Source organism: Thermocrispum sp. (assembly GCF_002919275.1).
Taxonomy (GTDB): Bacteria; Actinomycetota; Actinomycetes; order Mycobacteriales; family Pseudonocardiaceae; genus Thermocrispum; species Thermocrispum agreste.
The window spans coordinates 60,389-73,012 of record NZ_PKFA01000038.1 but is presented as its reverse complement, the minus strand read 5'-3'; the positions used below and the strand labels follow the sequence as shown (position 1 = coordinate 73,012).

The following is a 12,624-nucleotide window of genomic DNA, read 5'->3' as shown; positions in this document are numbered from 1 at the left end:
GGCTGCTGACGGGGCGGCTGGCCGCCTGGTGGCGGCCGCGAGTGCCGGGGCGGCGGTGGGTTCACTCGATCGACTCGTCCTTGCTCGGGTATCGGTCTACCCGCGGCCCGCGCCGTTCGAGCGCAGCCGCCGGTAGATGCGGCGACCGGCCAACAACAGTAACGCGCCTGCCGCCGTCGCGGTCACGATCACCGTGATGACACCGTATTCGGTGGACGTCAGTTCGTAGGTTGTCGGCTCACCGAGCTGGGTGCCACCAGGGGTCGACAAGTACACGTTCACCGTAAAGCGGCCTGCTCGCAACACTTCCGCGGGGATCTTCAGATTGCGTGACCGGCCGGCAGGGATCTCCACCGCGGACGGCTGTGACAAGCGCAAACCCGCCCCGGAGGTGAGCTTGACCCGGACTGTGATCTGGACCGGCAGCCGGTTGGTCACCGACACCGGGATGGGTGACGACCCGGACGCCAGCCCGATGGTGCGACCGGGATCGGAGATACGCACGCCGTGACGCACCGTCTGCAGCTGTGCGGTGGCCGACTCCAGGGCCCTGGCACGGGCACCCCGCACGCCGTGGAAGTCGGCCGAGGCGGTGCGCAGCAGCGCCTCGCGCAGCGGGGAGACGATGGCTTGCGGCTCGACCTGACTGGTCGGGTCCTCCTTCATCGCCTCCGACAGGTCGGTGATCTGGCCGTCCAGCTCGTCCAGCTCACGCATCATGCCCTTCGGCAGGCGGCCGCCAGTCGCGTTCCGGTCGAACCGGGCCCTGCCCACGCTGTCCGCCCCCGCGAGCGCCGTCAGGCTCACCGGCTGGACGAGACCGTCCGCGATGAAGCCGTTCAGTGTGCCCAGCAGCCAGTCGACCTCGTCCGCGGTGGCGGCGAAAGTGCGCGGCGGTGCCAGCAGCATCGGCTTGCTCGGGTCGGCCATGGCTTTGAACAGCACCGTCGCGATCGCGTTCTGGCCGGCGATGGTGCGATCGTCGGCCGCGACCGTCGCCGGGTAGCCGAGCTGGGGACTTGCCGAACGCGGCCGCAACGCCAGCGCACCCAGCTCGTCGAACGGCAGCACCCGCAGCCTGCCCGAGTCGTCTCCGTCCACGGTGAGCGGCTCGGCCGGAGCCCACCGCACGTCGACCCCGCGCGCGTTGGCGACGACCAGGTCCGTGCCTGCTTTCGCGACGGCCTTGGCAGCGCGCTCGTCGATGTCGTCGGTCGTCCACAGCGCGCCCGGCAGTGGATCGGCATCCAGCACCTCGGACAGCACCGAGCTGCGGTTCGCCGCGGCGGTGGCCAGTCGCGGCGAATGGGCGGCCAGCGCGGCCAGGTCGGCGCCCGCGTATTGGGTGGCCACGACGCACTGGTCGGCGACGAGCTCCCGCAGCGACGTCAGCCAAGCCTTGGCCTCCTCCGAACCCTCGCCACGGACCAGGCCTTCGCGGGTGCGAACCCGGTAGCCGTTCGCCATGTCGCGCACGGTCGCGACGAGGTCGGGGTCGATGGCGAAGCACAGTCCGTCGCCGATACCACCGGTCCGGACCTTCGCGGCCGCTTCGACCAGTGTGTGCAGGCGGCCACCCGGCCGGAGCTCGGCGGCGAGCATGTCGTCGGCCAGCACGACGGACTGGTTGAACGGGCGCGCCGCCACCCGCGGACGGGCCGCGATCGGCCACAGCACGGTGAGCGGGAGCGATCGCTGCGTCGCGGTCGTCACCTGGCCGGGTGCCGATCGGACCGGCAGCAGCATGTTCACCCCGGCCAGCCGGGCCTCGGCGCCGCCGTCTGGGATGCCGTTGATGTTCACCAGCAGCGGGTACACCCCGGGCTCGAGGAAGGCCACCCCGTTCGGCGCCCCCGGCGTCAGCGCCGCCGTCAGCGTGAACTCGGTCGCCTCCCCGGGCATCAGTTCCGGGCTGACCTGCTGGAACGGGGTGCTTTGCGCGTCTTGGGGCGCGGTGCCGCGCAGCGCTTGCCGCACCTGGAGGTTGGTCCGCTGGCGTTCGCCGAACTGCAGGCGGGCAGCCAGGTTGCGCACCGGAACCTTGGCGATGTTGCGCACCCGCACGGTGATGCGCAGGTCGTCGTCGGATTCCGTGACGATCCGGGGGGTCATCGCCGTGACGTCGACCTTGAGTACCGGCTCGGGCGGCGGCACCTGGCGGGTCTGGGCGGATGCTGGGATGCCGCACAGCGAGCCGAGCAGGACGAACAATGCGGCGACGGCGGCGGCGGTCGTTCTCACGCGTTCAGTCACCGGCTTCATCGGACGAGCGAGGGGTCAGTCGGGCCTTCGCGGCCTCGATCAGCTCCAGGGCCTTGCCGGCGAGCTCGCGCTCGTCGGCGTAGGCGAGCTTGTGCTGCAGGTCGGCGAACGGCACCCACGCGACCTCGGTCACCTCGACGTCGGCGTCACTGAGCTCCCCGCCGACGGCGGCCAGCAGGAAGTGGTGCACCGTCTTGTGCACGCGCTTGTGCTCGGCGACGAACCAGTAGTCGATGGTGCCGAGTGGCATGAGCACCTCAGCGGAAATGCCGGTTTCCTCCTTCACCTCACGCACGGCCGTCTGCTCCGGCGTCTCGCCGGGTTCGATGTGGCCCTTGGGCAGTGACCACAGCAGTGTGCCGGACCGGTCCAGGCGGCCGATCAGCACCGCGCATTCCCGTTCCGGATCGATCGCCAGACCGCCCGCGGACGTCTCGTTGACCGTGGTGAGTTTGCTGCCACGCCGCCTCCGGCGCGTTCGCATGGCCGCACGTCGCCGCCGGCGACCCTTCCGGCCTTGCGGACGGCCTTTCGGTGCGTCGCCATCGGGGTTGCTGCCGGCCGACGAAGGCATATCGCGATGCTAGCCGTAACGGCCGTCCCGGTAGGCTCGTCCTCTGTGTCAGAAGCCGCCAAGCGCAACGCCGTCGCCGAGCTGCTGCGCGTCTCCGGGGTCGCCGACGAGCTGGCTGCGCGCTTCGCCGCGGGTGGTCACCAGCTGTACTTGGTCGGCGGCAGTGTGCGGGACGCATTGCTCGGCCGCTTGTCGACCGACCTGGATTTCACCACCGACGCCCGCCCGCAGCGGGTGCTGCAGCTGATCGCGGGCTGGGCGGACGCGGTGTGGGACACCGGAATCGAGTTCGGCACGGTCGGGCTGCGCCGCGGTGACGCCACGCTGGAGATCACCACGTTCCGCTCGGACACCTACGACCGGGTGAGCCGTAACCCGCAGGTGGAGTTCGGCTCCACCATCGAGGGTGACCTGCTGCGGCGTGACTTCACCGTCAACGCGATGGCCGTCGACCTGACGTCGAAGCGGTTCGTCGATCCGTTCGACGGAATGGCGGCGCTGAAGGCGAAGGTGCTGGACACCCCGGCCCCGCCGGAGGAGTCGTTCGCCGACGACCCGCTGCGCATGCTGCGGGCCGCCCGGTTCGCGTCCCAGCTGGGCTTCCGGCCGGCGCCCCGGGTGGTCGAGGCGATGACGGCGATGGCCAAGGAGCTGGGCCGGATCACCGCGGAGCGGGTGCAGCAGGAGCTGACCAAGCTGCTGCTCGGCCGGTACCCGCGCGCGGGCATCGAGCTGATGGTGGACACCGGGCTGGCCGACGTGGTGTTGCCGGAGGTGCCCGGCATGCAGCTGACCATCGACGAGCACCACCAGCACAAGGACGTCTACCGGCATTCGCTGACCGTGCTGGAGCAGGCCATCGAACTGGAGACCAAGCACGAGCCGGCGATGGAGCCGGACCTGGTGCTGCGCTGGGCGGCGCTGCTGCACGACATCGGCAAGCCGGCCACCCGCCGGTTCGAGCCGGGCGGCGGGGTGTCGTTCCACCACCACGAGGTGGTCGGGGCGAAGATGGCGCGCAAGCGGCTGCGTGCGCTGAAGTACCCGAAGGACGTGGTGGAGGACGTGTCCCGGCTGGTGTATCTGCACCTGCGGTTCCACGGCTACGGCCGGGGCCAGTGGACGGATTCCGCGGTCCGCCGGTACGTCAACGACGCGGGCCCGCTGCTGACCCGCCTGCACAAGCTGGTGCGGGCCGACTGCACGACGCGGAACAAGCGCAAGGCGGCCGCACTGCAGCGGACCTACGACGACCTGGAGCGCCGCATCGCGCGGATCGCCGCGGAGGAAGACCTGGCCAAGATCCGCCCGGACCTGGACGGCAACGAGATCATGCGCATCCTGCAGATCCCGCCGGGTCCGCTGGTGGGCAAGGCGTGGCGTCATCTGAAGGAGCTGCGGCTGGAGCGCGGCCCGCTGGAGCGCGACGAGGCGGTGGCGGAGCTGCTGGCCTGGGCCAAGGAGCAGGGCATCGAGGTGCCGGAGAACGCGGCCGATCAGGTGCAGGCGGACGAGCAGGGGCGAGCCGAAAGCTGACGCGCGTGCTTGCCAGACGCGCTGTGCGCGAAGCGGCCGTCAGGTGAGGTCGTCGAATTCTCCGGCTTTGACGCCTGCGATGTAGGCGGCCATTTCTTCGCGGGTGAAGTAGACTGTGCCGGCTTCGGGGTGCTTGCTGTTGCGCATGGCGATCCGTCCATCGGGCAAGGCGGCGACCTCGACGCAGTTGTCGTTGTTGCCGTCAGTGCCGCTGAAGCTGCTCTTACGCCACACCACTGGTGACACGTCGCCCTCTTTCCGGTTTTGGGAACTGCTGGACGAGGCGCTCGATGAACCTCACTGATTCCTCAGGCGTCAGTGCCTGAGCACGCAACTTGTCGTGAGTCATCCTAGCTGCCCGCACATCCTCGGCCTTCTCTAAGTGTAGCGCACCGGCCACGTGATGTACGTAGAGCAACTCAGGGTCGTCCGGCTCAGGAAACTCGAGCACCGTGAAGGCGCCGTTCATTCCGTCGTGTCGCCCTGCGGAGTACGGCAAGATCTGAACAGTTACGCGATCCAGCTCCCCGACGAGTTGTAGGTGCGTCAACTGAGCTCGCATCACGTCCGGGCCGCCGATCGGCCGGTGCAACGCTGCCTCGTCGATCACCGCCACGAGCTCAAGCGGGTATTCGTCGTCGGTGAGGCGCTCCTGGCGTATCTGCCGCACCTTCACCTGGTTCTCGATCTCCTCCGGGGTGCGCGGCAAACTCGCTCCAGCCATGTGAGCGCGCAAGTACGCCTCGGTCTGCAGGAGGCCGGGAATGGTCTGCACCGCGTACTCCAGCACCCGTACCGCTTCGGTCTCGACATCGACGTAGCCGAGGTCTGCCAGCCCGTACTGCCGCCACCACCCCTTGCGTGCGGCATCACGCGCCAGATTCAACAGCTGATCGTCACGGACGTCGTAGACGTCCATCATCGAGCGGACCAGGTGCACGTCAGCTTTCGTCTGGCCGTTCTCGATGCGCCAGAGCGCCAGCCGATGCTTCTCCAGTAGCTTCGCTGCCTCGTCGAGCGTCAGGCCCGCCTTCTCCCGCAGCTGACGCAGGCGGCGGCCGAGACGTCGTCGTCGAAAGCTTGGGCTCGTCTCCACCATGTGTGCGCTCCGTCACTACCCGTCACCCCCATCTTCACAAGTGAACATTTCAGATCCGGAGTTTCCGGTTCCGTGTCCCACAGGTTTGTGATTTCCGGGTGGACCGTCGGAAGCCGGAACCGGCAAACCGACACCCAGGAGCACACGCCATGCAGCTACTTCCCGAAACGCCGCTCATCGCCGCGCTGTTCGTCGTCGCGGTGCTCGCCGCGTTCGGCGGCCTCATCCGGGACGCCCTGCGGGACCGTCGGCGCGGGCTATGACCGTTGTCGGCGAATGGACCGGTGCCACCGCCCGGGCGCTCCGCATTGCCCGGCGCATGAGCGTGCGGCGCTTCGCCGAGCACCTGGGGGTGAGCGCCCGGGCGGTCGAGAAGTGGGAAGCCGGTGGCCGGTGCATACGGCCGCGGCCGGTCAATCAAGCCGCCTTGGACACCTCGCTGCGGCTAGCCCCGCCTGACGTCCGCGAACGCTTTCGGGCGCTGCTCGCCCAAGCCGATCTGCACGACGTTCACTGCCCTGCGCGCTGGCCCACGTCCGCCTCGTCCAGCTTCTCCAGCGCCCCGGTCTGCACGTGGTAGCCGACCGCTCGTGGCAGCAGGTACGCCAGCGCACCGCCCGGCATGCCGCCGAACGGCAGCGACACCCCGGTGAGCACCCGCAACGGCCGCGCCACCCGGTAGTAGGCCTTGAACTGCTCGCGATCCGGCAGCAGCGCGGCCTCCCGGAACGTCGTGCTCGCCGCGTGCGTCAGGTTGCCGTTCTCGCCGCCCCAGCGGACCAGCTCGGTGCCCACCGGCAGCACGACCATCCGCTTGCCTCGCAGCAGGCGCAGCGGCGGCTCGCCCCGCATCGGCTGGATCGGCCAATCCGTCGGGTGCTCGGCCGGGTCCGGCTTGGCCAGCGCCCGCGTCGGGTGGAAGGCCAGCATGCCCAGCAGATACGCCGCGGCGGCGCTGACGTCCTCGAACATCTGGTGCCGGAACACCCGGCCGCCGGTGTGCAGCGCGACCTCCCACCGCGGCGGCAAGCCTTCCTCCGGGTCGGCATCCCTCCGGTACAGGCACCACGCGTCGTCGGCGATCTCGCCGATCCGGTACACCTGCGGGGACACCCCCAGCTCGCCGAGCCGCTTGTCGAGCAGCTGCAGCACCTCGGACGCGCTGAGCACCGGGCGCGACGAGTCGTCTCGTTCGACTTCGGTCACCGCGTCCGGCTCGTCCAGGTCGTCCGCCGACTGTGGCGGGTACGGCTCGCCGAGCAGCTCCGCCCGCGCCGTCTCCCGCAGCTTCTGGCTGACGAACGGCGGCCGGTAGGAGTTCTTCCTGATGTGTTCCAGCAGCTCCGGCTCCGGCGCCACCCCGTGCATCCGCAAGTAGTGCGGCACCGCCGCGGGCCAGATCCACTTCCCGTCGGTGTGGTACGCGTTCGGCACGCTCGGCGCGGTCTGCGGCGCGAAGATGTCCGGCTGCGGACCGTTGCCCACCAGCACCACCGGTGCCGAATACAGGTAGTGCAAGACCCCGCGCACCTCCTGCTGCGGCACCGGCGGCCGGTTCACCACCGGCCGCTGACCCGGCGTGTGCGCGTCGACCACCTGCGCGTGCCGGAACTGCACGTCCAGCGGCAGGCCGGCGCGGGCAGCCAGCCACGGCGGGATGTTCTGCTTGTCCCGCGGGAAGCGGGCGAGCTCGTGCGCGTAGGCCTTGCCCGTCGGCCGTCCGTCGGCGTCGGGCGGACGCCGCCACTGCGGTTGCGACGTCGTGTCGTAGTCGAAGTCGAACTTGTTGTCCGGGGTCAGCGAGAACGTGCCGGTGAACCAGGAGCCCTTGCCCGGCTCGTACATCGCCGCCCGCAGCACGTTGAACAGCTGACCCAGCTGGGGTGGGGCGGCCAGCGAGTAGGTGACGTCCTCCACCGCGGTGCGGACCTCGAGCTCGCTGTAGCCGCCGACCTGCCGGAACTGGGCAGCGATCGGGCCCGCGCCTTCCGGCCGCATGCCGCGCAGAAGCCTGCCGATGTCCCGCAGCAGCTGAGTGGTCTCGAACTCCGTCGTCACCGGGCCGGTGCGCTCGGAGAAGTCCAACCGCTCCTGCCAGCACGCCTCGATGTGCTCGGGGTGGGCGATGGTGCCGAACGCCGTCCCGTTCGGCGTCTGGTCCGACATCAGACCGAGCCGGCGGGCGTTCCGTTCGTCCGTCCCGGTCCACTGCAGTGTCAGCTCACCGGTGGGGGCCTGCGCGGCCAGCACGAACGTCTCGTCGCAGAACCGGAAGTGGGTGTGGATGACGAAGCTGTCCGGCACCTCCTCCGCGGGCACCACTTTCGCGGGTGCGCCCTCGAACTCCCGGTCGAAGCCTTCCGGTGGGTCCTCGTCCCGTGGCGCGGTGAGCAGCACCGTCCCGTCCGAGGTCGAGCGCTGAGCCTGGTACGGACGGTCGCCCCAGATCGCGTACAACGCGTCCGGGTGCGTCGCGGGATAGACCTGATGGCGCACGCAGAATCCCTCCAGTTCTCGCTTGCCGAACCTATCCTTGCGTCCCCGCTCGGCGTCCGCACGGGACTTCGCCGAAATCGATCACGGTCGGGTAGCGAAGCGGCATCGGGCCCGGTGCGAGCAGGCGGAGTCGTCGGTGGCCGGTGGCATGATTCATGCGTGCGAGATGTCGACGCCGTTGAACCGGGGTCCCTCCTGATCGCCGACCCGACCATGTCCGACCCGAACTTCCGGCGCACCGTGGTGCTCGTGCTGCACCACAGCTCGCAGGGGACGCTGGGCGTGGTGCTGAATCGACCGAGTGAAATTCCGGTCGCCTCGGTGTTGCCGCACTGGGCCGATCATGTCGCGGCCCCGGCGTCGGTGTTCGTCGGCGGTCCGGTGGAGCGAGACACGCCACTGGGGGTGGCCACCCTGCGGACCGGTGAGGTCCCGGGATCCGTCCCCGGCACCATCGGCGTGCACGGTCCGCTCGCTTTGGTGGTGCTCGACTCCGACCCCGAGCCGCTGGTGCCACGGCTCCGGGGCATGCGGGTGTTCGCCGGCTACGCGGGATGGGACGCCGGCCAGTTGGCCGGTGAGCTGGAACGCGGCGACTGGATCGTCGCGCCCGCGCTGCCGAGCGACGTGCTGGCGGAGCCGAGCACGGATCTGTGGGCGGCGGTGCTGCGCAGGCAGGGGTTGCCGCTGGCGTTGCTCGCGACGCATCCGGGGGACCTGCAGCTGAACTGACGAGCGTGTGACGCTGCGCCGGGACGACCTGTGATCGGGGAGGCGGGAACCCGGCGCAGCGTCCACCGGACATGAACGTCACGGCGTCACCGCATCACGGGAATCCACGGCAGGGCCCATGTGCCTGGACAGAAGATGCATCCGTATGGGCCTGGCAAACGAGCAAACCAGGTCCGACGTGGCTACTCAGTCGCGCCGCAGCCTCCGCCGCCGCAGCCGCATCCGCCGCAACCTGTGCGCGCCGGCTTGGGCTCGGGCACCGCGGCCGCCGCCCTGCTGCCCATCACGCCGCCGCCGTAGACCAGGCCGACGACGCCGACGATGCCGATGACCGCGGCGACGATCGCGCCCGCGTCGGTCGGCATGGCCAGTGCGGCCAGCCCGGAGGCGATACCCACCACGCCCGCGGCCATCGTCGGCAGCGCCGCGACCCGGTTGCCGACGGCGAATGCTTCGTCGCTGCGCAGCGTCGCGGCGGTACGCAGACCCGCCCCGGTGTCCCGGGAGAGCTTGCCGCGCCAGCCGAGCAGTCCGCCGATCCCGACGAACACCCCGGCGACGATGGGAATCAACGCCAGTACCACCTGCACGGCTCGAGGATACGGGAACCGGCCGGCCGGGACAGGCCCGCGGTGTGCCCGGTCACCCCGGCGACCAGCGGCTTCCCGGGTACGGCGTTTCCGGGCACATGCAGGCTCGGTTCCGGCGGGAGCGCGGCAGCCCGCGGGCCCGCGCACTATTCCACCTGACACGCCCATTACGATGAAGGACATGAGCCCGGCTCACCTGCTTCTTATGTGGCCGCGCTGAGGCCGGATCAGGTCCAGCGCGGCGACCCCTCATGCCTGACGGCTGAGGGGTTGTGTCGTCTTTGGGCGCGTACGCAGGTGGATCGCACGCAGAAAGGCATGAGCGATGAGTGAAGCGACCGGTGAGCAGACGCAGGACGTCCCGCCATTCCGCTACACGGCTGCCCTGGCCAACGAGATCGAACGCCGTTGGCAGGACCGGTGGGAGCGGGAGGGCGTGTACCACGCGCCCAACCCGGTCGGAGATCTCGCCGAGGGTGAGGTGCCGGGCGACAAGCTGTTCGTGCAGGACATGTTCCCCTACCCGTCCGGCAAGGGGCTGCACGTCGGGCATCCGCTGGGCTACCTGGGCACCGACACCTACGCGCGGTACCACCGGATGCTGGGCCGCAACGTGCTGCACACGCTGGGCTTCGACGCGTTCGGCCTGCCCGCCGAGCAGTACGCGGTGCAGACCGGGACGCACCCGCGGGTGACCACCGAGCAGAACATCTCGATCATGAAGCGCCAGCTGCGTGCGCTGGGCCTGGGGCACGACCAGCGGCGGTCGTTCGCCACCACCGACCCGGACTACTACCGCTGGACGCAGTGGATCTTCCTGCAGATCTACAACGCCTGGTACGACAAGTCGCAGCAGCGGGCGCGGCCGATCAGCGAGCTGATCGAGGAATTCCGCTCCGGCAAGCGGAGCACCCCGGACGGCAGGCCGTGGGACGAGCTGAGCAAGGCCGAGCAGCAGGAGGTGCTGGCCGGCTACCGGCTGGCCTACCTGGCCGAGGCGCCGGTGAACTGGTGCCCCGGCCTGGGCACCGTGGTGGCCAACGAGGAGGTCACCGCCGAGGGCCGCAGCGAGCGCGGCAACTTCCCGGTGTTCCGCAAGAACCTGAAGCAGTGGATGATGCGGATCACCGCGTACGCCGACCGGCTGCTGGACGACCTGGACCGGCTGGACTGGCCGGAGAAGGTCAAGACCATGCAGCGCAACTGGATCGGCCGCTCGCACGGCGCGAACGTCTACTTCCGCTCGGGCGAGCACACCATCGAGGTGTTCACCACCAGGCCGGACACGCTGTTCGGTGCCACCTACATGGCGCTGGCGCCGGAACACCCGCTGGTCGACGAGCTGGTCACGGACGCATGGCCGGAGGGCACCGACGAGCGGTGGACCGGCGGCAAGGCGACCCCGAAGGAGGCGGTGGCCGAGTACCGGCTGGCCACGTCGCAGCGTTCGGAGCTGGACCGTCAGGAGGCCAAGGAGAAGACCGGCGTCTTCACCGGCGCGTACGCCACCAACCCGGTCAACGGCAAGCAGATCCCGGTGTTCATCGCCGACTACGTGCTGATGGGCTACGGCACCGGGGCGATCATGGCGGTGCCCGGCCAGGACACCAGGGACTGGGAGTTCGCCGAGAAGTTCGGGCTGCCCATCATCCGCACCGTCCAGCCACCGACCGAGGACTTCTCCGGCCCGTACCTGGACGACGGCCCGGCGATCAACTCGGCCAACGACTCCGGCCTGGACATCAACGGCCTGGGCGTGGAGGAGGCCAAGAAGAAGGTCATCGCCTGGCTGGAGGACACCGGCCACGGCCAGGGCACCGTGCAGTACAAGCTGCGCGACTGGCTGTTCGCCCGGCAGCGGTACTGGGGTGAGCCGTTCCCGATCGTCTACGACGAGAACGGGATCGCCTACCCGCTGCCGGAGGACATGCTGCCGGTCGAGCTGCCCGAGGTGGAGGACTACTCCCCGACCACGTTCGACCCGGACGATGCCGACACCGAGCCGTCGCCGCCGCTGGCCAAGGCCAAGGACTGGGTGGAGGTCGAGCTGGACCTGGGCGACGGCCCACGCCGCTACTGGCGGGACACCAACGTCATGCCACAGTGGGCCGGGTCCTGCTGGTACCAGCTGCGCTACATCGACCCGCACAACGACGAGCGGATGGTCGACCCGGAGAACGAGCGGTACTGGATGGGGCCGCGGCCGGAGATCCACGGCGAGAACGACCCGGGCGGCCTGGACCTGTACGTCGGCGGTGTCGAGCACGCGGTGCTGCACCTGCTGTACGCGCGCTTCTGGCATAAGGTGCTGTACGACCTGGGCCACGTCAGCTCCGAGGAGCCGTACCGGCGGCTGTTCAACCAGGGCTACATCCAGGCCTACGCCTACCGTGACGCGCGCGGTGCGGTGGTGCCGGCCGAAGAGGTCGAGGAGCGGGACGGCAAGTTCTACTACCAGGGCCAGGAGGTCTTCCAGGAATACGGGAAGATGGGCAAGAGCCTGAAGAACATCGTCACCCCGGACGAGATGTTCGAAAGGTTCGGCGCCGACACCTTCCGGTTCTACGAGATGACCATGGGCCCGTTCGCCGATTCGCGGCCGTGGTCCACCAAGGACGTGGTCGGGGCGCACCGGTTCCTGCAGCGGCTGTGGCGGCTGATCGTCGACGAGAACACCGGCGAGGTGCGGGTCACGGACGCCGAGCCGACGGTCGAGGACCTGCGGGCGCTGCACAAGACGATCGCCGGCGTGCGATCCGACTACGACGGGCTGCGCTTCAACACCGCCGGCGCGAAGCTGATCGAGCTGTGCAACTACCTGACCAAGCACTACGGCGCCAAGGGCACCCCGCGGCAGCTGGCCGAGCCGGTGGTGCTGATGCTGGCGCCGCTGTGCCCGCACATCGCCGAGGAGTTGTGGAGCAAGCTGGGCCACGAGGAGTCGCTGGTGCGTGGCCCGTTCCCGGAGGCCGACGAGCAGTACCTGGTCGAGGACACTGTGGAGTACCCGATCCAGGTCAACGGCAAGGTCCGCTCGCGCATGACGGTGCCCGCCGACGCCTCGGAGGAGGAGCTGCGGAAGGCCGCGCTGGCGGACGAGAAGATCGCCGCGCTGCTGGGTGGTGCCGAGCCGCGCAAGGTCATCGTGGTGCCCGGCAGGCTGGTCAACGTCGTCGCTTGACGTCCACCGCCCGGTGTCGTGGCTGACGTCGCAGGCCCGAGCCCGGCCCGGCGCCGGTGCGCCCGATCTCGCCCGGTCGAGGTGCCACCGGCGTCGGTCGCTCGGGGGGCTACGCGACCGACGCCGGTGACTCGAACTGGATCCGGCCGGACCC

The 12,624-nt window shown here is 69.8% G+C and carries 10 protein-coding genes; 4 read left to right on the top strand and 6 right to left on the bottom strand.

The annotated features are described in order from the left end of the window. Positions 1 to 96: 96 nt before the first annotated feature. Entirely contained in the window at positions 97 to 2,241 is a 2,145-nt protein-coding gene (locus tag CXP56_RS08440) for a DUF6049 family protein (protein ID WP_156899173.1), read from the bottom strand. 4 nt (positions 2,242 to 2,245) lie between these two features. After that, complete coding sequence (locus CXP56_RS08435; RefSeq protein WP_038044911.1) at positions 2,246 to 2,746, bottom strand: NUDIX hydrolase; 501 nt, start codon at positions 2,744 to 2,746, stop codon at positions 2,246 to 2,248. A gap of 96 nt (positions 2,747 to 2,842) precedes the next feature. Here CXP56_RS08435 and CXP56_RS08430 point away from each other — a divergent pair, with 96 nt between their 5' ends. Further along, a complete protein-coding gene (locus CXP56_RS08430; protein WP_479267872.1) occupies positions 2,843 to 4,372 on the top strand; it encodes a CCA tRNA nucleotidyltransferase in 1,530 nt (509 codons plus the stop codon). A 39-nt stretch (positions 4,373 to 4,411) separates the two neighbouring features. Here the strand turns inward: CXP56_RS08430 and CXP56_RS08425 are convergent, their stop codons facing one another. Both CXP56_RS08425 and CXP56_RS08420 read right to left on the bottom strand, forming a co-directional pair. Next, complete coding sequence (locus CXP56_RS08425) at positions 4,412 to 4,618, bottom strand: DUF397 domain-containing protein (protein ID WP_028847440.1); 207 nt, start codon at positions 4,616 to 4,618, stop codon at positions 4,412 to 4,414. Then, on the bottom strand, positions 4,596 to 5,471 hold the full coding sequence (locus CXP56_RS08420) for a helix-turn-helix domain-containing protein (RefSeq protein ID WP_286900649.1): 876 nt from the start codon (positions 5,469 to 5,471) through the stop codon (positions 4,596 to 4,598). Before CXP56_RS08420 ends, CXP56_RS08425 begins: the two co-directional genes overlap by 23 nt. Before the next feature lie 259 nt (positions 5,472 to 5,730). Here CXP56_RS08420 and CXP56_RS08415 point away from each other — a divergent pair, with 259 nt between their 5' ends. After that, positions 5,731 to 6,051: a helix-turn-helix domain-containing protein gene (locus CXP56_RS08415; protein WP_084609145.1), complete on the top strand. Its 321-nt coding sequence runs from the start codon at positions 5,731 to 5,733 to the stop codon at positions 6,049 to 6,051. Here the strand turns inward: CXP56_RS08415 and CXP56_RS08410 are convergent. Further along, complete coding sequence (locus CXP56_RS08410; RefSeq protein ID WP_286900648.1) at positions 5,982 to 7,967, bottom strand: TNT domain-containing protein; 1,986 nt, start codon at positions 7,965 to 7,967, stop codon at positions 5,982 to 5,984. The genes CXP56_RS08415 and CXP56_RS08410 overlap by 70 nt on opposite strands. Positions 7,968 to 8,126: 159 nt before the next feature. Between CXP56_RS08410 and CXP56_RS08405 the strand changes: the two genes are divergently transcribed. Then, positions 8,127 to 8,699 (top strand): YqgE/AlgH family protein, encoded by a 573-nt coding sequence (locus CXP56_RS08405; RefSeq protein ID WP_028847442.1) that lies wholly within the window; start codon positions 8,127 to 8,129, stop codon positions 8,697 to 8,699. A 182-nt stretch (positions 8,700 to 8,881) separates the two neighbouring features. On the opposite strand, the gene CXP56_RS08400 is transcribed toward CXP56_RS08405, so the two are convergent. Next, complete coding sequence (locus CXP56_RS08400) at positions 8,882 to 9,289, bottom strand: SdpI family protein (protein WP_028847443.1); 408 nt, start codon at positions 9,287 to 9,289, stop codon at positions 8,882 to 8,884. Positions 9,290 to 9,614: 325 nt separating this feature from the next. On the opposite strand from CXP56_RS08400, the gene leuS reads away from it, so the two are divergent. Beyond that, positions 9,615 to 12,470, top strand: coding sequence for a leucine--tRNA ligase (gene leuS / locus CXP56_RS08395; protein ID WP_028847444.1), 2,856 nt, complete (start codon positions 9,615 to 9,617; stop codon positions 12,468 to 12,470). Positions 12,471 to 12,624: the final 154 nt, after the last annotated feature.

Bases quoted from the DNA above. Each gene is read 5' to 3' on its own strand.
- CXP56_RS08415 (WP_084609145.1), top strand. From the start codon at position 5,731: ATGACCGTTGTCGGCGAATGGACCGGTGCCACCGCCCGGGCGCTCCGC.
- CXP56_RS08420 (WP_286900649.1), bottom strand. From the start codon at position 5,471: ATGGTGGAGACGAGCCCAAGCTTTCGACGACGACGTCTCGGCCGCCGC.
- CXP56_RS08430 (WP_479267872.1), top strand. From the start codon at position 2,843: ATGCTAGCCGTAACGGCCGTCCCGGTAGGCTCGTCCTCTGTGTCAGAA.
- CXP56_RS08435 (WP_038044911.1), bottom strand. From the start codon at position 2,746: ATGCGAACGCGCCGGAGGCGGCGTGGCAGCAAACTCACCACGGTCAAC.
- leuS (WP_028847444.1), top strand. From the start codon at position 9,615: ATGAGTGAAGCGACCGGTGAGCAGACGCAGGACGTCCCGCCATTCCGC.